We start from the raw sequence: 20,090 nt of genomic DNA on the forward strand, positions 1-20,090 counted from the left end.
TGCAGCCTAGCCATCGGCCTTGGAAATCTTTTCTGAAGAGCGCGCGAGGCTTGTCCTACAAAAATAGTTAAGCCTCGACAACTCAGGCGGTGCCGGCCACCGGACACGGTTCCGCGCGCGGCATCCGCGAGCCGAAATACGCTGCACTGACAACGCCCACCGCGCCCATCACCGCGCAAAACATCACGCAGATCCACGGGCTCCATGGCATCAGACCGATCAGCAGCAACGGCGTGACACTGGCCCAGGCGGCGTAGGCAATGTTGTAGGTGAAGGAGATCCCGGAAACGCGGATCCGCGCCGGGAACAGGCTGACCATCACCGACGGCACCGCACCGACCACGCCACAGCACAGCCCGGCGATGGCGTAGGCCAGACCGATCCAGTCCCCGCCGCTGATCAGGCAGGTGTAAAGCAGGCCGATCCCCAGTGGCAGCAGCAGGCTGTAGAGCATGACCGTGCGCCAGGCGCCGATGCGATCAACCAGCCGTCCGGCGATCACGCAGCCGATGTTCAGGAAAACAATGCCCAGCGCGCTCAACGCGAAGGTGTGACCGGCAGTCATGCCGAAGGTCTTCTGCATCATGGTCGGGGTGATGACCACGAACACCACCACCGCCGAGGTCAGTACACAGGTCAGCAGCATCGCCGGCAACATGGCCAGGCGATGATCGCGTAGCACGGTGCGCAGCGGGAGTTCGACCCGCGCCTCGCGTTGCGCCTCCATGGCCATGAACACCGGGGTTTCGCTCAGCCAGCGGCGCAGCCAGACGCCGATCACGCCAAACACACCGCCGAGCAGGAACGGATAACGCCACGCGAAATCCAGCACTTCGGCCGGGGTGAACACTTGCGCCAGGAAGGTCGCGGTCAACGCGCCGATCAGGTAACCGAAGGTCAGCCCGGCCTGCAGAAAGCCCAAGGCATAACCACGGTGACCGGCCGGCGCGTGCTCGGCCACGAACACCCAGGCACTCGGCACTTCACCGCCCACCGCCGCGCCTTGCAGGATGCGCAGCGCCAGCAGCAATAGCGGTGCGAAATAGCCGATCTGGGCGTAGGTCGGCATGATCCCGATCAGCAGGCACGGCAGCGCCATCATCAGGATGCTCAGGCTGAAGACTTTCTTGCGCCCCAACCGGTCAGCGAAATGCGCCATCAGGATCCCGCCCAGCGGGCGCGCCAGATAGCCGGTGACGAAGATCCCGAAGCTTTGCAGCAGACGCAGCCACTCGGGCATTTCCGGCGGGAAGAACAGCTGGCTGAGGGTCAGGGCGAAGAACACGAAAATGATGAAATCGTAGATCTCCAGCGCCCCGCCCAAGGCTGCAAGGCCGAGGGTTTTGTAGTCGGAACGGCTGAACGGCGCCGGGCGGGCTGAGGATTGGGCAGTCATGGCAAAGAACTCTGGCAGGCAAAAACCAAGGCGCTCATGGTCTACGCAAACGGGCCGCCGGACAACCCGTTAGACCATAGTCCTGATTGCTGCAGAACACGCTCACAAAAATCTGCCGTTGATTTACTGTTGGCACCTGTCCAGACGGGCCGTCCAGGCCCTGAAGACCACAATAAACATAAAAATCCGAGGTACTCCCGTGGCCGTTGATATCGAAGATAGCCGCTCTGCGCGCTTTGCCTTGCGCTGTTCAAGTTTTGCCGAACGCTGGTTTCCCGACTCCTGGGTGTTCGCCGCGCTGGCGGTGATCATCGTCGCCCTGGCGACCCTGGCCATGGGCGCAAAACCCACCGACGCCGCCATGGCGTTCGGGGACGGGTTCTGGAGCCTGATCCCGTTCACCATGCAGATGGCTTTCGTGGTGATCGGCGGTTATGTCGTAGCCAGTTCGCCGCCCGCAGTAAAACTGATCGATCGCCTGGCGCGGATCCCGAAAAACGGACGTTCGGCCGTGGCCTGGGTCGCGCTGATCTCGATGGTCGCGTCCTTGCTCAACTGGGGACTGTCGCTGGTGTTCGGCGGTCTGCTGGTTCGTGCCCTCGCCCGCCGCGCCGATCTGAAAATGGACTACCGAGCCGCCGGCGCCGCCGCCTACCTTGGCCTCGGCGCCGTGTGGGCTTTGGGCCTGTCGTCATCTGCCGCGCAGTTGCAGGCCAACCCCGCCAGCCTGCCACCGTCGATCCTGTCGATCACCGGGGTGATTCCGTTCACCCAAACGATTTTCCTCTGGCAATCGGGCGTGATGCTGCTGGCGCTGATCGTGATTTCGATCATCATCGCCTACGCCACCGCACCCGGCCCGAACTCGGCGCGTGATGCCAAGGCCTGCGGCATCGACCCGGCCTTCAACCTGCCGCCGCTGCAACCGCGCACCCGCCCAGGCGAATGGCTGGAACACAGCCCGTTGCTGATCATCCTGCTGGTGCTGCTGGCGGCCGGATGGCTGTTCCACGAGTTTTCGACCAAACCGGCGATCACCGCGATTTCCGGGCTCAACACCTACAACTTCCTGTTCATCATGCTCGGCGCGTTGCTGCACTGGCGCCCGCGCAGCTTCCTCGACGCGGTGGCGCGCGCCGTGCCGACCACCACCGGGGTGCTGATCCAGTTCCCGCTGTATGGCTCGATTGCCGCGCTGATGACCACGGTCAAGGGCACCGACGCCCAGACCCTGGCCCATCACATCTCGACGTTCTTCGTCAGCATCGCCTCCCATGACACCTATGCGCTGTTGATGGGTGTGTACTCGGCGATTCTCGGTTTCTTCATTCCGTCCGGCGGCGGCAAGTGGATCATCGAGGCGCCGTACGTGATGCAGGTGGCCAACGATCTCAACTATCACCTCGGCTGGGCGGTGCAGATCTACAACGCCGCCGAAGCCCTGCCGAACCTGATCAATCCGTTCTACATGCTGCCGCTGCTGGGCGTGCTTGGGTTGAAGGCACGGGATCTGATCGGATTCTCGTTCGTGCAATTGCTGGTGCACACGCCGTTGGTGCTGGTGCTGCTGTGGGCGCTGGGTACGACGCTTTCGTATCTGCCGCCCGTCATGCCTTAATCGATGACGACAGGGCGCCGGCTCCGGCGCCCTGTCTTTCCCTTCGACCCCTTCGACAAAAAGCGACCCGAACGATCCTTTCTGCGGTTGCCTGTCGCAAATAATGGCTCAGAGCCATCATCTTTCTTTACCGCGCCACTGCCTCGGTAATATTCTTGCGCGCCCAATATCTGTTTCATTTTTTGTCTGAGCGCAAAGGGAGTTCGTTGCAATGATCGTCGGGATTGACCTGGGAACCACCAATAGCCTTGTTGCCGTATGGCAGGGCGATGCCACTGAGTTGGTGCCCAATGCCCTGGGCCAGTTCCTGACACCCAGCGTGGTGGGCCTTGACGATCAGGGCCGGATTCTGGTCGGGCAAGCTGCCCGCGAACGCCTGCACACTCATCCGCGCCTGACCGCATCGCTGTTCAAGCGCCATATGGGCAGCGCGACGGAGGTCTACCTCGGGGATAAAAAATTCCGTCCTGAAGAGCTGTCGGCGCTGGTACTCAAGAGCCTGAAAGAAGACGTCGAGCGCACCTACGGCCAAGCCGTCACGGAAGCCGTGATCAGCGTTCCGGCCTATTTCAGCGACGCCCAGCGCAAGGCCACGCGCATCGCCGGTGAGCTGGCGGGCCTGAAAGTCGAAAAACTGATCAACGAACCCACCGCCGCCGCACTCGCCTATGGTTTGCATCAACGGGACAAGGAAACTTCGTTCCTGGTGTTCGACCTGGGCGGCGGTACGTTCGACGTGTCGATTCTCGAACTCTTCGAGGGTGTCATGGAAGTGCGCGCCAGCGCCGGTGACAACTTCCTCGGCGGCGAGGACTTCGACAACGTGCTGCTCGAGCACTTTATCGATCAGCATCGCAACGTGTCGGACTTCCCCGAGCGTTCCACCATCCTCCAGCCGCTGCGCCGCGAGGCAGAACGTGTACGCCGTGCACTGGGCCAGGACGCCAGCGCCGAATTCAGAGTGCAGGTCGGCGAGAAGCAATGGACCCAGACCATCACCCAGGCGCAAATGGCGACGCTGTACATGCCGCTGCTCGAACGCCTGCGCGCGCCGATCGAACGGGCCCTGCGCGACGCACGCATCCGCGTCAGCGATCTCGATGAAATCCTGCTGGTCGGCGGCACCACCCGCATGCCACTGGTGCGCAAGCTCGCCGCCGGACTGTTCGGCCGCTTCCCGTCGATCAGCCTCGATCCGGATCAAGTGGTCGCTCAGGGCGCGGCGATTCAGGCAGCGCTCAAGGCCCGTTCGGCCGCGCTGGAAGAAGTGGTGCTCACCGATGTCTGCTCCTACACCCTGGGGATCGAGACCTCTACGCAGGTCGGTCGCCAGTATGAAAGCGGTCATTACCTGCCGATCATCGAGCGCAACAGCATCGTCCCGGTCAGCCGGGTGAAAACCGTGCAGACCCTTCACGACAATCAGGAACAGGTCGTCGTCAAAATCTTTCAGGGCGAAAGCCGTCTGGTCAAAGACAACGTGGCGCTCGGCCAACTGGACATCAAGGTGCCCAAGCGCAAGGCCGGCGAAGTCGAGCTGGATGTGCGCTTCACTTACGATAACAACGGTTTGCTCGAAGCCCAGGTCAGCATTCCCCTGACCGGTCAGCAACACTCGCTAGTCATCGAAAACAACCCCGGCGTGCTGACGCCCGAGGAAATCCAGCAGCGTCTGCAAGCCCTGGCGCAACTGAAGATCCATCCGCGCGAGCAGCAAGTGAACACCCTGCTCAGCGCACGGCTGGAACGCCTGTATCAGGAAAGCCTGGGCGACCTGCGCGATCAGATTGGCTACTGGGCCAAGCAATTCCAGCAGGCGCTGGATTCCCAGGACGAGCGGCAGATCCGCGAAACCCGTACCGAACTGAGCAAGCAGTTGAGCGCGCTCGACCGCAGCCCCTGGCAGTAAGGAAGCACGACATGGAATGCTGGTCTGTCCTGCAACTGCCCGAAGACGCCGGGCTGCGTGATATCAAGCGCAGTTACGCGCGTCTGCTGAAAGTCTTCCGGCCCGATGAGGATGCCGCAGGCTTCCAGCGCCTGCGCGAGGCTTATGAGCGCGCATTGTCGATTGCCCAGTGGCGCCTTGATAACGAAGAGACCGAGGAGCACGGCGACGTCATGCTGGCCCCGGGGATCGCCGCGCTGGCGGTACAAGAGCAGTCCATGGCCCAGCCGCTGCAGAAGACCGGGACCGATGCGTGGGACTACCCTGCGGCGCTATTCGAACCGGTGACCCCTGCCGCGCCCGAAGCACCGCTCGAGTCGCAGACCTTGCGGGTACAGCCCCTGAATCCGGAGCCGCTTAACCTGGAACCCGAGCAGCCGACTGCCGACCCGGCCATTGAAGCCGCATCGCAATTGCTGAACGGCCTCTCGGACACCAACCTGGACCAGCGCTGGGAGCAAGCGCGCCAGCAGGATTGTGCGCAAGCGTTCCAGGAACTGTTGCTGACATTGTCCTTCGAGCAGCCCGCCCTGCGCCTTTCGATTGCCCGCTGGGCGGTACAGCACCTGGGTTGGCTGGGCCCGTGGCAGGAAATCGTCATCGGCGACGGGCAGCGCAGCATTCTCGCCAACGAGCTGCTGGCCGATTACCGGCAATCGCTGGAAACGCTGCTCGCCTCGCAAAGCGAGCGTGAATTTCTCGCGCTGCTCAAGACTTACACGGCCCAACCCTGGCTCCAGGTGTTCGACCGTCGGGAACACTGGCAGCAGATCGTTCTGCAACTGCTGCAGGACACAGAGTGGAGCGTGCCGCTGTTCGACCGCGTTTCCCAGTTGTTTGGCTGGGACGACACCAAGGGCATTCATCCGCAACCGGACTGGCTCTGGCAGGAGATGATCGAGCGCTGCAATCAGGAAAGCCTCTACGACACTCTTTGCGCCCGAGCCGAAGATCAACGCAACGGGACGCCCGATGCGCTGGCCGCACGGATGCTGATCAGCCCGATGAAGCCGCGGCAACACAAAGACATGACCGACCGCTTCATTCCGGCTGACTGGCAGGCCTGCCAGCAGTTGTCGGAAACCCTCAAGTGGCGTTTCCCTGACCTGCTCGCCCGTCTTCCGTACGCCGACGTCTTCTACTGGCGACGGTTTCTGCCGCGCTACATCGCCGCCGAAACCTGGTTGCGGTCATGGGCGGCGATCGCGCTGGCGCTGTGGCTGTTCTACCTGCCCGCCGAGCACAAGACCACGGCAATGAGCATTGTCATCCCGCTGGCCTTCGCCTGCGTTCCTGTCTGGTTTTTCCGGATCGGCTTGAGTTATTGGTTTCTGATCAGCGCCCACTTGATCGTTCAGGATCTGTGGTTGACCGAAAGGATCATTCCACGCCGATGGAACCCTGACACCCGCTGGCTCGTGCTGCGCCATGGCGTACCGCAGGCCGTCATGATCCTGCTGTTCTCGGTGATGCTCGGCGGCCTGGGGGCCTTCACCTATATCGGAGTGATTCTGATCGGGCTCTGGCACAAGCGGCGCATCGGTACGCTCGACCCGGAATTCAGTGACAAACACCCTTGGCTGACCGCCCTGCACTGGGCGCACTTCAGCCCGCTGCAACTGTTGTTTCTAGTGGTCATGACCGGCGTGATTCTTGCCAGTCAGCTTGGTTATTCGCTGAAACACCTGTTCCCCGGCTAGGCTAGACGCGGGCCGGATTGCCCTCCACCAAGGTTTTACCCTCGCTGAAAAGGATCTGAGCATGTTGAAACTCGCAGGCCTCACCCTCGCGGCGCTCACGTTGAGCGCCGCCGCCCACGCCGATGTCGACCTGAAACTGGGCAGCACCGAACGCGTCACCCGCCTCTTTGCCTACCCCAACAATTGCAGCGTGATCTGCTTTCGCAACTGGACGCTGGAGCAGACCGTCGCCCATTACCTGAGCCAGAGCGTGCAGCGCGACGGCTACACCAACGCCAAAGTGCTGGTGAAAAACGACAACGATCAGCTCTACGCCGAAATCAGCGGCGTACCGAAGGGCTACGACAAACCGCTGACCGCACTGCTGGACGCCGGTGACCTGGCCTACAACGGCGCCAGCAAACTCAATGCCGACGGCAAATGGGCGTACAGCTGGTATCTGTTCCTGCCACTGGGCATGGCCCTGGAAAACCGCAAGAGTGTCGAGCTGCTACACTTCCCGCCGGATTACTCGCTGACCCAGGCCCAGGATTACCTGCGCTCGAACACCACCGACCGCTGGGCCGCGCTGCTGACCGACAATGGCATCCCCGCCGACCAGACGCCGGCCTACCAGACCATCATCGACATCGCCCCGATCGCCGCGCCCGCCAGCGCCGGCAAGGATCTGGAAGGCGTGTACGACTACTTCAAGGATTACCAGACCACCATGGTCAGGCAGGTCAGCCAGAACGCCAGCGGCGCCGTGCTGCCGATGGTTGCCTTTGGTGCGCCGGTGCGTAACTGGATCAAGCAGCAATACGGTGCGACCGTGAATGTACTGGGCCTGGCGACCATCAGCCCGAGCGCGGGGGTGAACGTACCGGTGCTGGGTTCCAACCACCCGAGCTACATCTGGTACGCCGCCGACCCGAGCAACTACACCGGCGACGATGCTCAGGCCAAGGCCGATGCGGCCGGTCTGAAGGTGATGGGACAAGACTTGAGCGCTGCCTGCTGGCAGGCCGGAATGGGCAGCAAACCGGGCTCCGATCCGAAGACACTGCTCAACAGTTGCACCCAGACCTGGCAAGTGACGCAGAAAGCCAAGACCTGCGAGCTGTTCTACACCACGATCCGCAACGAGACCGTGGCACAGGCGGACAAAACCTGTTCGACCGCACCGGTCAAATCCCAGCTGCAACAGCTGAAAAGTCCATTGCCGGACATGGCCGCGCCCGCCGCCCACCTCTGAACGAACGTGCGACGTTCCCGTGTCAGCCTCGGCTGACTCGGGAAAGCGTCTATTTCGCCTGTCAGATCTGACAGTAGACCGTTAGTGTGACTTGCGGGATCTTGGATCCAGTCATCGTGTTGCAGGACTGACAGGACGTCAGCCGAGGGACGTCGCGACACCGAGCCAACAGGGAGCGTTATGAACACTTACGCATTACCGGGTAAACCGGCACGCGATACCGAGGGCATTTATCCTTTTGCCGGCCTCCCTGTGCGCCTGGGATTTCCGTCGAAGCAGGATTTCGAGATTCTTTATGATCCCGAGGGCATGGCCACCACTGTCGTAGCGTGCCGAGATTTTCTGCGGATCACTCGAATGTGCCGGTTTTCGGGCCAGTTGCTGCCCTATCGCTGCCGACAGACTCGGCAACTGCTGGCCGGCATCCATCTGTACGATCCGCGTTTTTGCGGGGCGATCGAGCATTGTTGCGACCCGAACACCTTTCTCGACATGAGCGAGTTATGGCTGTGGGCATTGCGCGACATTGTCGCGGGAGAACGGCTGACGGTGGATTACACCGCCACCGAAGACAAACTGCTGCGGCAGTTCGCCTGCGGTTGCGGGTCCTCGCGCTGCCGTGGGTGGATCACCGGTTACGACGAATCACCCAATCTCGAAGGCCAGCGCTATTTGCTCAGCTGGCGGCGACAAGGTTTACGCTGAACGACCGATCAAGGCGCACCGACCGGCCGCAAGCGGTATTGCGGCGGCAATTGCTCGAAACCGCTGATCGTGGTGTTCAGGCTCTTCCAGCGACCATCCTTGATGCCGTAGATGCAACCGTGGATCGACAGGCTCTGCCCGCGATGCCAGGCGTTCTGGATGATGCTGGTGTGGGCGACGTTGGCCACCTGCTGGATCACGTTGAGCTCGCACAGACGGTCGACCTGTTCTTCTTCGGTCGGCAGCCTGGCCAGTTCTTCGCGTTTCTCGTAGTACAGGTCACGGATCGAACGCAGCCAGCCATCGATCAGGCCGAACTGACGATCCTGCATCGACGCTCGCACACCGCCGCAGCCGTAGTGTCCGGTCACCAGGATATGTTTGACCTTGAGCACGTCCACTGCGTACTGGATCACCGACAGGCAGTTGAGGTCGGTGTGCAGCACCACGTTGGCGACGTTGCGGTGAACGAACAGATCGCCCGGCAGCATGCCGACGATTTCATTGGCCGGAACCCGCGCATCGGAGCAGCCGATCCACAAGTATTCAGGCGTCTGCTGGCGAGCCAGTTTGGCGAAGAAATCCGGGTCTTCCTTGGTGATCGCGTCAGCCCAACGCTCGTTGTTATCAATCAGGTCTTGTAAGTCATGCATGCTGTAAGGCCTCAAGAAAGATGCGCTGGTATGACAGTCGACCACCCGTCGGGGTCACGCACGGATCGCTGGTGATTTGCTTTGAATTCTCGCGCGCCCGGTGAGTCCACCTCAGTAAGGCCCACAGAATGAGGATTTGCCATGACTGATTCACGACGTCCGTACGATGCGGTGCAACCGGAGCCCATCGATGATAACGAAGACCGCATGGGTTCAGTGCATGAGCTGGACTTCGACGACGAACAGCCCAGTGCGAAGATCGGCGATGAGATCCCGGAGCAGGAACGCGAACAATTGATGCCCGATGAGCGCGTGCGTGAGGCGGGCATGACCGGGGCTTCGGTCAGTGATCATGAACCGACTGACGACGATATGAGCCCGGAAACTCTGATCCGTGAAGATGGCGCTCGGGGTGCCGAAGAGGCTGGCGAAGACAGTCCGGCGGATTGGGATCTGAGCCTGGTCGATGAAGATGACATCGGCGGCGGCAACGGGCTGGATGAAGCGGAACTGGCGCGCCGCGATCCGCTGGATCGCAAGCGTTGACTTGTATTGCCTGACAGGACGCCATCGCGGGCAAGCCCGCTCCCACAGGGATCCGGGTCGTACTCAAATTATGTATTCGACACCAGAACCTGCGGGAGCGGGCTTACCCGCGATGCTTTAACGTTTTAATCGACCAACGTGCAGGCCATGACCACGGCATCTTCACGCCCGCCGACCGCCGGGTAGTAATCCCGGCGCCGGCCGATCTCGTTGAAGCCATAGCGCTCGTACAGGCGAAAGGCCGACGTGTTGCTGTCGCGCACTTCCAGGAAGCATTCCCGGGCATCGGCGGCGTAGGCGCGGGACATCAGGTATTCGAGCAGGGTCAGCCCCAGCCCGCGCCCCTGGTTTTCCGGCTTGACCGTGATGTTGAGCAGGTGCGCCTCATCGAGAATGATCTGCACCACCCCGTGGCCCACCTGCTGCTCTCCTTCGAACATCAGCCAGATCTGGTACTTGCCCAGGCCGTCGAGAAAAATCCCGCGGGTCCACGGATGGCTGTACGCGGCGAATTCAATCTTCAGCACAGCGTCCAGATCCGCCTCGGTCATCGGGCGAAATGATACAGCGTCACTCATTCGATTCTTTCCAGCGCGCCATCAGCCGACGCATGGCTTGCCACACGGCGGCCTTGCGCTGTGGCTCATCCATCAACAATTCCAGCCCCGGCACGGCCCACGCCAGGCCAAGACCCTCGATTTGCAATTCAGTGTTGAACGCTTCGGCATCCGCTTCACCGGCAAAGCGCACCGCCGGCAGGCCGATCAGCCACAGGCAGGCGCACGGCGCCGCCTCCATCTGCACCGACAGGAACCCCTGGACGAAATCCCGGGCCGCTTCAGGGCCCTGATCCATCGTGCCGCGATTCAGCCACGGCCAGCGCACAGGCTCACCGACAATCTGCGGCGCGTCCGGCAGACCGGCGGCGCGCAGCATGTCCTTGAGCAACAGATAGGCAGGATCGCGCGACTGGAAGGCTTCGCCTGTGGGTAGCTCCACCAGCAGCAGGCAACGGCCGGCGCGCAGCAATTGCAGGGCAAAACGCGGTGGCGGCACCGGTGCCGGCTTGGCCACCACAGGTGTTTCGTCGACTTCTTCGACCGGTTTGGCGCCCGTGCGGGTGCTGGCCAGCGAAGGTCGCGGAACCTCGATCTTCGGCCGCTCGACCGGACGTGCGGCCGGCTGCTCCGGCGCTTCGGCCGGGACTGCCGGGATCACCGGCGCGGCAATCTCGGGCTCGGGCATGTCCAGCAGCTCGGGCCGCGACGGCGCGGCAAAGGGCAATTCGGTGCGCGGCAGCCAGTTGACCACCTGCATGGCGTTCAAATAGGCGCGGCGGCGGGACTCGATTAGCAAGGGTCGGCCACTTGTGGATAACTGAAGTGCGCTGATTCTACCGCCCTTCGCTCAAGATCGCGCGCTGTTGATCGATAGTCTGGACCGATACCTTGACGCAAAGAAAAGCGACAGCCCGTCCCGAGAGTGAATCGCATCCTTCGTGATGCAGTACAATCGCGGCTTTTAATCGCCAACCAGCCGGCCATTCCGATGATCGAACCCAAGCGCGTCTTGCGCGCCCTCGCTGAACACTGGGCACTTCTGGAGCCACTGTGCGAGCACTTCGACCAAGGCACCCTGAGCCTCAACGAACTGCGCACGCAACTGGCCGCCCAACAACTGGACAGCACGCCGCAGGACATCACCAGCCTGCTCGACGTGTGGATCCGCCTCGACATTCTGGTTCCCGTGGCGAAAAGCCCGAACCGTTTCGAGCTGAACGCGCAGATTCACGACTTCCTCGCCTACCTGCGCCGCGAGCACCGTCTGGGCCTGTGCCTGGAAATCGAAGCCTATCTGCGTCACCTCGAGCGTCTGGCCGGTTATATCCAGGATGCGTTCGACGTCCGTGACGGCAATGATCTGGCGCGCCAGCTGCGCCTGCTCGACATGCGCGTGCGCGACGTTCTGAAGAAACTCGACAACGACGAACAGGCGCTGGTGGCCGTGGCCGAGCGGGCCAAGACCAGCGACCGGCAGATTCCGCTGCGTCAGCGTTATGCCGAAGTGCTGGCGACGTGGGACGAATACGTCGAGCCGATGATCGATCTGGTGAACGCCGACGGCGCCTTCGAACAAGGCGTGCGCAAGGTCGAAACCGTGCTGCTGAAGATGCTCAGCGAACAGCAGCGCCTCGGCCATCTGGTCGATGACGACATGCTGCTGCGCACCCATGCGCGCATCCTCGAAATGCAGACCAGCGCCCAGCTGACCCTGCGTCACGCCCGCGAGCTGCTGCTGCCGCTGCGTGAAGAAGCCCGCCGGCATAACGCCGTGACCCGTGGTGCTGCGCTGGCGCTGGCCGCGATCCGCCGCAAAGGCATCGACGCCGTGCCGCAAGCCGCAATGCCGCTGTTCACCCGGCCGCAAAGCACCTTTCTCGGCAGCGCCAGTCAGGTCGAAGCCTACGTCTACGCCCTGGCCCGGTTCGAGCCGAAACCGGCGCGTTTCCCCAAGGCGCATAAATCGCAGAAGACCGGCGATGCCCCGCGCGCACCGCGCACCGTGCGCGAGATGGTCGACCGCTGCGAAGAATCCCTGCCGATGCCGGATCTGATGACCTGGCTGCTGGAGCAGGAACCGGACGGCGCGACCGACGAATTGCTGTATTGGTTCTCGCGCCTGTCGCGGGAAAAACGCTTCAAGCGCGAGCGTCTGGAACGCCGCGAATACCACACTCACGAGCACCAGGTCAGCCTGCGCTCCTTCGCCCTGCTCTCGGCCGCCGACACCGGCGCCGAGGATTCTGCGAGCATCCCCAATGCATCTTGATCTATCCGAACTGTCGCAACTCGCGCCGATCTTCCGCGAGCTGTTCAAGGGTTACCACGTCAGCCGCCGCGACCCGGAGCTGTACGCGCAACTGTCGAATTTCCAGGACCAATACCGCACGCTGTTCAAGGCACTGGGCTTCGAACTGGTCTGCGACACCCGTGGTTTCTATTACTTCGTGCCGGACATGGCCGCAGCGGCGGTGAACAAGACCGCTCAGCGCCTGGCGCTGTTCACTTTCATCCTGGTCGAGCATCTGGCCGATCAGGGCCGCGACCCGATCGCCGTGCTCGACGGCGGCAGCCTCGGCCGCGAAGAACTGCCGTCGCTGCTGGAAAAGTACCGCGACCTGTTCATCCAGGCCGAAGTGCAGACCGTTGAAGAACTCGAAGAAAAAATCATGCGCCGCATGACCCAGCTCGGCTTCGCCAGCGAGGAAAACGGCGTGTACCGTTTCCTGCCGCCGATGCACCGCTTCCTCGACGTCTGCCTGTCGGTTCAGCAGGACCGCGATCTGGCGGCCAGCGTGCACAGCGTTCTGCCGCTGCCGGCACCGGTGCTGATCGACGAAGAGGCCGAGGCCAAATTCCTCGCCACCGACGACCCGCTCGATCTTTCCGAATTTGAGGAAGAAAGCGAAGAAGACGCACTGGCCCGCGCCATTGCCGAAGAACAGGAGTCCGACGCATGAGCCAGGAACGCTACGGCATCCGCCGCTTTGCCCTTTTGAACACCGCCGGTTACAGCCTTGGCCTGTTCCCGCTGGAAGAACCGCTGTCGGTCTACGGCGCGAACAACCTCGGTAAATCCGCCTCGATCAACGCCTTGCAGTTCCCGATCCTGGCGCGCATGTCGGACATGAGCTTCGGCAAGTACAGCCTGGAGCAATCCCGGCGCTTCTACTTTGCCTCCGACACCAGCTACATCCTCGTCGAAGTGAACCTGCCCCACGGTCCGCACGTGATCGGTGTGGTCGGTCGCGGCCCGGGTGGCGGTTTCGGTCACCAGTTCTTTGCCTACGCCGGCAAACTCGACTTGGCGCACTACCAGAAAAACGACACCTGCCTGCGCCAGAAGGAGCTGTTCAGCAACCTTGAGAAAGAAGGCCTGAAAGCCTACGAACTCAAGCCGGATGAGCTGCGTCGCTTGCTGGTTGGCGGTCATACGTCGATCCCACTGGATCTGACCCTGATCCCGCTGCGCTCCACCAGCGAGCAGAGCCTGAAGACCTTCCGCGCGCTGTTCATCAACCTGCTGCACATGCGCGAAATCACCGCAGCCAAGCTCAAACAGCTGTTCCTCGATGCGTTCGAACACAGCCTGCGTTCCGGCAGCGTAGATTACATCGCCGCGTGCGAAGAAGCCTTCCGCGACGTGCGTCGCATGGAACAGGACTACAACTCGCTGGTGGCGGCCGGCCCGTTGGTCGAAGCCTTGTCCAACGGCGTGAAACAACGCGATGTACTGCGCGGCAAACTGCATCGCCTGTCGCCGCTGCTCGACTCGTTGCTCGGCACGTGGTCGGACTACGCCACGGCGCGCAAGGAAGAGCTGACCATCCAGGCCGAGCACTACCGTCGCGAGCAGGACGATCTGCAAAACGATCAGCGCGGTGGCACCCAGGAACTCATGCGTCTGGAGCGGGAAATCTCCGGCATCCAGCGCTGGCTCGGCGAGTTGTCCGTTCTGAAGAACCGCTTCGCCCTGGTCGATGACGTCAAAGTGCTGGAGCAGCAACTGCTGGCGGCCAAGGACGCTCACGACGAACTGGCCGGTGCGCTGGCGCAGTCCCGTCAATTCAGTGCCGAGGATCTCGAAGAACGTCTTCGCGATCTGGAAAAACGCCTGAAGTCGGTGAAGCAGCAACTCGATCACGCCGACAACAACAGCTACGCCCGCCTGCGCGAAGAGTTCTCGCAACAGGACGTCGAGCGCCTGATGCGCTTGTTCAACAGCGCGCTGTTCAGCCTGCCGCTGGGCGAACACGGGATCACCCTCGACGAGAACGGCGAGTGGGTGAAATCGGTCGAACTGATCCTCGACGGCTTCAAGGGCGAGCGTTTCGAAGTGCCGGGCCTGTCGATCGACATCTCGCACATCGAGCCGCCGGCTCTGCAAGCGCTGGCCGACCGTGCCGCGCTGCGCGATCAGAAAGAACGTCTGGAAAAAGAGCTCAAGCAACTCAAGACCCAGCAAGCCGTGGCCGCCGACCGCGCCGCGAGCAAGACCCAGACCGAAGCGCTGTACCAGCAGGTACTGGATGCGCAGAAAGCGCTGGAAGATTTCCGCCGCACCCAGACCCTGAGCGCCGAAGAAGGCGACAAGCTCGAACAACTGGCGCAGATGGAAGCCGCGCAGGACGAACTCAAGCGCTCCAGTGACGCGTTCACCGAGCGCGTCCAGCAACTGTCGGCCAAGCTGCAACTGGTCGGCCGGCAGATCGCCGATATGGAAGCCAAGCAACGCACCCTCGACGATGCCCTGCGTCGCCGTCAGTTGCTGCCGGCGGACCTGCCGTTCGGTACGCCGTTCATGGATCCGGTTGACGATTCGATGGACAACCTGCTGCCGCTGCTCAACGACTATCAGGACAGCTGGCAAGGCCTGCTGCGCGCCGATGGCCAGATCGAAGCGTTGTACGCGCAGGTGCGCCTCAAAGGCGTGGCCAAGTTCGACAGCGAAGACGACATGGAGCGCCGTCTGTCGTTGCTGATCAACGCTTACGCGCACCGCACCGACGAAGCCCTGACCCTGGGCAAGGCCCGTCGTGCAGCCGTGACCGATATTGCGCGGACCCTGCGCAACATCCGCAGCGACTACGACAGCCTCGAGCACCAACTGGCGCTGTTCAACCGCGAGATCAACAAGCGTCAGGTGTCCAACCTGCAGAGCTTCCGCATCGTCCTTGCGCCGAACAAGGAAGCGCTCAAGCACATCGACCAGATCATCCACAGCGCCGGTCAGTACGAAGAAGGCGAAACCCTGTCGGTGTTCGACCTGAGCCAAAGTGCGGAACAGGACAACAAGAACGAAGAAGCCAAGGAATACCTGGCGCGGCTGGTGGCGGCGAACCACAACCAGCTCGGCCTCAAGGACTTGTTCGAACTGGCGTTCGAGATCACCAAGGTCAACGGCCAGCCGGTGATCCACACCGACATCGACGGCGCGGCGTCCAACGGCACGACGATGACCATCAAGGCGCTGACCAACATGTACCTGTTGCTGCACTTGATGGACCGCGACCTGGCCGGTCGCGTGCGCCTGCCGTACTACCTCGACGAGGCAGCGGACATCGACGAGAAGAACCAGGCCGCACTGCTGGAAACCAGCCTGCAACTGGGCTTCGTGCCGATTCTGGCGAGCGTGAAGCCGCAGGTCTGCGCCAGTGTCGCCATCGACCTGGAAGGCGGTAGCGGGCCGGCCGGCATCTACATCGACGAAGCGGACTGGAAGTACATCCGTCGTCACGATGTGGTGAAGGCCACGATCAACGTCGAAGCTGACGAGCCGGAGCTGGATGCGGTTTGATGCATAACTGACGGGCACAAAAAAGGGCCGCGATCCATTGGATCGCGGCCCTTTTTTATGTCTTGGAATTTTGTGCTGAATGACAGGACCTCTTCGCGGGCAAGCCCGCTCCCACAGGGATTGATGTCTTATACAAATTTGTATTCAACACAAAAACCTGCGGGAGCGGGCTTGCCCGCGAAGGCGTCCTCAACAACGCCCCATATTTCCCGGATTATTTACCGAGGGGTATTTTCGGTGCCCAGGTCAGCCACTCGTCTTCGAACTTGTCGAACAGCGGGAAGGTTTGCTCGGCGCGCGCGGGGTTGCCCATCTGCTCGCCGTCCGGCGTGGCGAAGGCAATGCCACCCTGAATAGCTGTCTCAAGCGACTCCGTGCGCACCGTTACGCCTTTGAACAGGCCGATGTCGAAACCGACGCCACTGGTGTTCCAGAAGCGACTGCCGCTGCGCACTAACGGGGCGTATTTCGGCTCGATCAGGATGTGTACCAGTACGCGATCCGCTGTCTGGCCCAGTTCGTAACCGGTGACTTTGCCCACGGTGATCTCTCGGTAAGTCACCGGAACACCCGGTTTCAGCGAGCCACGACGGGCAGCGCTCAACACAAGGCTCAAGCCTGCCTCCTGCTTGGTGACTTCCGGCGGATTGGCGAGGGCCACGAAGTTCTTCTGCGGGCCGAGGTTCTTGGCTGCCGGTTGCACTTCGATGTACTGGCCGGTGACCAGGGTCTCCAGGTTCGAGGTCTTGATCAGCCCCAATTCCGGTTTGACCACCCAGAACTGGCTGCCGACCCGGGCAATCTTCTCCGGCACTTCAGTGATGCGCGCGGTGAGGATGACCGATTGCAGATCATCGGTCAGGTCGACACTTTCGATCTTGCCGACGTCCAGTCCCTTGAAGCGAACCGGGGTGCCGCTGCGCAGACCGTCCGCGCGATCGACCTTGATGGTGACGACGGCGCCTTTCTGATTCGCCTCATCATGGTTGGCGAACAGACGGAAACGGGGGATGCGTTTTTGCAGCGGAGCCTTGGCCTGCGGCGTTTCGAAGGCGATGCCGCCGGCCATCAGGGTCTGCAACGACTCACTCTTGACCTGAATCCCACCGGTCAACCCGCCGGTCAGCGTGACGCCGCTGACGTTCCAGAACCGGGTCGAAGCGTTGACCAGGTTTTCGTATTCCTTCTCGATGTGGACGCCGATCACCAGTTGCTTGCGGGTCTTGGAGAACTGATAACTCTGCACCGAACCGACCTTGACCTGCTTGTAGAGGATCGGGCTGCCGACATCGATTGAACCGAGGGTATCGGTGAACAGCACAAGGTGCAGGCCGGGTGAGCGCAGATCCAGCGGCGGCGCTTTTGGTCGGGCTTCGAATTCACGTTGCGGAGCGCCGCCCTTGTCGCCCGGGCGCACGGCGATGTAGTTGCCTTTCACCAGCGCTTCCAGACCGGTAATGCCGGCCAGGGAGATCGACGGTTTGACCACCCAGAATTGCGTGCCGGTCACCAGATAGTCTTCGGCCAGCGGGTCGAGAGTCAGTTCGGCGGTCGCGCTGGACAGGTCGGGATCGATTTTCAGCGCTTTCAGGTTACCGACCTGTATGCCCTTGTACATCACCGGGGTGCGCCCGGCTTGCAGGCCTTCGAAATCGCTGAGTTTGACCTTCACGCGGATGCCGGCGGCGGCTGCATCGAAATCTTCGTAGAGACGGAACGGCAGGCTTGGATCAGTGGGCGGGCTGTCCTTGCGGTTCTCTGGCGTGGCGAAGGCAATACCACCGGCGACGATGCTGGCCAGAGACTCGCTGCGCACTTTCACGCCGGACAGGTTGGCGTCGATGCTGATGCCGCTGGCGTTCCAGAAACGGGTGTGTTTGCGCACCAGTTTGGCGTAGGTCGGTTCGATGAATACCTTGAGTTCGACGGTGCTCTGGTCTTCCGACAGCACGTAGCTTTTGATCTGGCCTACTTTGATCTGCTTGTAGAACACCGGGCTGCCGCGGTTCAGCGAACCCAGGCGATCAGCCTTGATCGTCAGGTGCAAACCGGGTTTGGAGTCCGACAGCGGAGGCTCTTCGGCCAGGGCCTTGAACTTGCGGGTCGGCTCGCCTTCGCCGGGGCTGATGGCCACGTAGTTACCCGATACCAGGGTTTCCAGGCCCGTGATCCCGGCCAGCGTCACGCTTGGCTTGACCAGCCAGAAACGGGTGCTGGTCTTCAGGTACTGATCGACATCCTTGTTCATCTCGATGGTCGCGATGACACCTTTGGAGTTGCCTTCATCATCGAGCTTGAGTGCTTTCACCTTGCCGACCGGCATGCCTTTGTAGACCACTTCGGTCTTGTTGGCCTGAATGCCTTCACCGCTTTCAAACCGCACCTGAATCTCGATGCCGGTTTCGTTGTAAGCACGCCAGCCGAGCCAGCCGCCGATAATCAGAGCGATCAGGGGCAGCACCCAGATGGCAGACCAGTTCGAAGCCGGTCGGGTTTTCGCTACAGGCAAATCAGTCATGGTCGGCGTCCGACTCCGTGTTATCCCATATCAGTCGGGGATCGAAAGTGACAGCGGCGAGCATCGTCAGAATCACCACACTGGCGAAGGCGATGGCGCCAAGATTGGCTTCGACACTTGCAAGCCGGCCGAAGTTGACGACCGCCACCAGAATGGCGATCACGAAAATATCGAGCATCGACCAGCGGCCGATGAACTCGATGAAGCGGTACATCCAGATACGCTGACGGGCGGACAAGGGCTGGCGGCGCTGCACCGAAAACAGCAGCAGCGCGATGCCCACCAGCTTGAACGTCGGCACCAGGATGCTGGCGATGAACACCACGGCGGCGATTGGAATCATGCCGTGTTGCACCAGCTGGATGACGCCGGACATGATCGTGCTTGGGTCACCCTGGCCCAGTGAGCTGACGGTCATGATCGGCAGTACGTTGGCCGGGATGTAGATAATCGCGGCCGTAATCAGCAGCGCCCAGGTTCGCGCAAGGCTATTGGGCCGCCGGGCGTGAACCAGCGCACCGCATCGGGTGCAGGTCTGCACATCGCTGTCGGTATCCTGCCTGTTCAGTTCGTGGCATTCGGTACAGATCAGAATGCCCGCATCAATCGCCCGCATGGGCATCTTCTCCTGATAACGCCTGCCAGATCTGATGCGGTGACATCACCACTTCGAGCCAGACCTGAACCAGTAACAAGCCGATGAAACATGCCAGACCGAGGCCCACGGTAATAGCCGCCATATCCGCCAGTTTGACGATCGCGACCAGGACGCCCATGAGGTAAACCTCAAGCATGCCCCAGTCTTTGAGGTGGTGATAAATGCGGTAGAGCAGCAGGCCGTAGCTACGACCAATGTTGAAACGGATGGTCAGCAACACGACCAACTGACACAGCAGTTTCAGCAGGGGAATTGCCATGCTGCACAGGAATACGACGACTGAGACACCGCGCATATCGGTATTGAACAGACCGACTACACCGCTCCAGACCGTATCCTGCGACGATTGCCCGAGAACATTGAGCTGCATGATGGGTAAAAAGTTCGCCGGTACGTAGAGCAACAGCGCGGCAATGACCAAGGCAAGACTGCGCTGCACCACGTTATGACGATGAGCGTAGAGTTCGTAACCGCAGCGTGGGCAGAGGGCTTTTTCGCCGTGAGCAAGCTTGGGCTTGCGCATCAGCAGATCGCACTCATGACAGGCCACCAAGTCATCCAGCGGTAAATCTGACAGCCCGGGGGCGTCAACCGAATCTGACATAAGGGCTCTGGCTCCGAAAAAGTTGGGATCTATTCTAGTGTTCTGATTCGAAAATAACTGTGCAAATTTGTTCGCTGACGCGAGCAAAAACTTTCCTTCGGGCAAAACAAAACCCCAACTGCTTTCGCAATTGGGGTTTCGGAATTTAATCTT

General features: G+C 61.4%; 16 protein-coding genes. 9 read left to right on the top strand and 7 right to left on the bottom strand.

Annotation, left to right across the window (positions count from 1 at the left end):
* Positions 1-82: 82 nt before the first annotated feature.
* On the bottom strand, positions 83-1,396 hold the full coding sequence (locus QLG12_RS14815) for an MFS transporter (RefSeq protein WP_236195042.1): 1,314 nt from the start codon (positions 1,394-1,396) through the stop codon (positions 83-85).
* Between the two features lie 199 nt (positions 1,397-1,595).
* Here QLG12_RS14815 and QLG12_RS14820 point away from each other — a divergent pair, with 199 nt between their 5' ends.
* The 5 genes from QLG12_RS14820 to QLG12_RS14840 all read left to right on the top strand — a co-directional run bounded on the left by QLG12_RS14820 (position 1,596) and on the right by QLG12_RS14840 (position 8,601).
* A complete protein-coding gene (locus tag QLG12_RS14820) occupies positions 1,596-3,014 on the top strand; it encodes a TIGR00366 family protein (RefSeq protein WP_197868367.1) in 1,419 nt (472 codons plus the stop codon).
* Positions 3,015-3,225: 211 nt separating this feature from the next.
* Positions 3,226-4,923: a molecular chaperone HscC gene (locus tag QLG12_RS14825; RefSeq protein WP_236195044.1), complete on the top strand. Its 1,698-nt coding sequence runs from the start codon at positions 3,226-3,228 to the stop codon at positions 4,921-4,923.
* 11 nt (positions 4,924-4,934) lie between these two features.
* The gene (locus tag QLG12_RS14830; protein WP_282474793.1) at positions 4,935-6,662 is read left to right on the top strand and encodes a J domain-containing protein; all 1,728 of its coding nucleotides are present in this window, start codon (positions 4,935-4,937) and stop codon (positions 6,660-6,662) included.
* A gap of 61 nt (positions 6,663-6,723) precedes the next feature.
* Complete coding sequence (locus QLG12_RS14835; RefSeq protein ID WP_282474794.1) at positions 6,724-7,896, top strand: hypothetical protein; 1,173 nt, start codon at positions 6,724-6,726, stop codon at positions 7,894-7,896.
* Between the two features lie 180 nt (positions 7,897-8,076).
* Positions 8,077-8,601, top strand: coding sequence for a lysine methyltransferase (locus tag QLG12_RS14840; RefSeq protein ID WP_197868363.1), 525 nt, complete (start codon positions 8,077-8,079; stop codon positions 8,599-8,601).
* An 8-nt stretch (positions 8,602-8,609) separates the two neighbouring features.
* On the opposite strand, the gene can is transcribed toward QLG12_RS14840, so the two are convergent.
* Positions 8,610-9,254: a carbonate dehydratase gene (can, locus tag QLG12_RS14845; RefSeq protein ID WP_011335942.1), complete on the bottom strand. Its 645-nt coding sequence runs from the start codon at positions 9,252-9,254 to the stop codon at positions 8,610-8,612.
* A gap of 141 nt (positions 9,255-9,395) precedes the next feature.
* Between can and QLG12_RS14850 the strand changes: the two genes are divergently transcribed.
* Positions 9,396-9,800 (top strand): serine kinase/phosphatase, encoded by a 405-nt coding sequence (locus QLG12_RS14850; RefSeq protein WP_197868362.1) that lies wholly within the window; start codon positions 9,396-9,398, stop codon positions 9,798-9,800.
* A gap of 125 nt (positions 9,801-9,925) precedes the next feature.
* Here QLG12_RS14850 and rimI read toward each other — a convergent pair whose 3' ends face one another.
* Positions 9,926-10,378: a ribosomal protein S18-alanine N-acetyltransferase gene (gene rimI, locus QLG12_RS14855; RefSeq protein WP_007951758.1), complete on the bottom strand. Its 453-nt coding sequence runs from the start codon at positions 10,376-10,378 to the stop codon at positions 9,926-9,928.
* Positions 10,371-11,117: an energy transducer TonB gene (locus QLG12_RS14860; RefSeq protein ID WP_197868567.1), complete on the bottom strand. Its 747-nt coding sequence runs from the start codon at positions 11,115-11,117 to the stop codon at positions 10,371-10,373. Before QLG12_RS14860 ends, rimI begins: the two co-directional genes overlap by 8 nt.
* Positions 11,118-11,348: 231 nt before the next feature.
* Between QLG12_RS14860 and mksB the strand changes: the two genes are divergently transcribed.
* From mksB to mksF, 3 genes are read left to right on the top strand one after another with little or no spacing between them, the layout of a single operon-like run.
* Positions 11,349-12,629, top strand: a complete 1,281-nt coding sequence (gene mksB, locus QLG12_RS14865) for an Mks condensin complex protein MksB (protein ID WP_282474795.1) — start codon at positions 11,349-11,351, stop codon at positions 12,627-12,629.
* On the top strand, positions 12,619-13,320 hold the full coding sequence (gene mksE, locus QLG12_RS14870) for an Mks condensin complex protein MksE (RefSeq protein WP_011335946.1): 702 nt from the start codon (positions 12,619-12,621) through the stop codon (positions 13,318-13,320). The genes mksB and mksE overlap by 11 nt, the downstream gene beginning before the upstream one ends.
* Entirely contained in the window at positions 13,317-16,157 is a 2,841-nt protein-coding gene (gene mksF, locus QLG12_RS14875) for an Mks condensin complex protein MksF (RefSeq protein WP_282474796.1), read from the top strand. The genes mksE and mksF overlap by 4 nt, the downstream gene beginning before the upstream one ends.
* A 214-nt stretch (positions 16,158-16,371) precedes the next feature.
* On the opposite strand, the gene QLG12_RS14880 is transcribed toward mksF, so the two are convergent.
* The 3 genes from QLG12_RS14880 to QLG12_RS14890 are packed head-to-tail and all read right to left on the bottom strand — an operon-like array spanning position 16,372 to position 19,937.
* Positions 16,372-18,675, bottom strand: coding sequence for an MlaD family protein (locus tag QLG12_RS14880; RefSeq protein WP_197868359.1), 2,304 nt, complete (start codon positions 18,673-18,675; stop codon positions 16,372-16,374).
* On the bottom strand, positions 18,668-19,291 hold the full coding sequence (locus QLG12_RS14885; RefSeq protein ID WP_007951771.1) for a paraquat-inducible protein A: 624 nt from the start codon (positions 19,289-19,291) through the stop codon (positions 18,668-18,670). Before QLG12_RS14885 ends, QLG12_RS14880 begins: the two co-directional genes overlap by 8 nt.
* A complete protein-coding gene (locus QLG12_RS14890; protein WP_197868358.1) occupies positions 19,278-19,937 on the bottom strand; it encodes a paraquat-inducible protein A in 660 nt (219 codons plus the stop codon). The genes QLG12_RS14885 and QLG12_RS14890 overlap by 14 nt, the downstream gene beginning before the upstream one ends.
* Positions 19,938-20,090 lie beyond the last annotated feature (153 nt).

This window comes from Pseudomonas sp. V88_4, from assembly GCF_029967985.1.
Classification (GTDB): Bacteria; Pseudomonadota; Gammaproteobacteria; order Pseudomonadales; family Pseudomonadaceae; genus Aquipseudomonas; species Aquipseudomonas glycinae.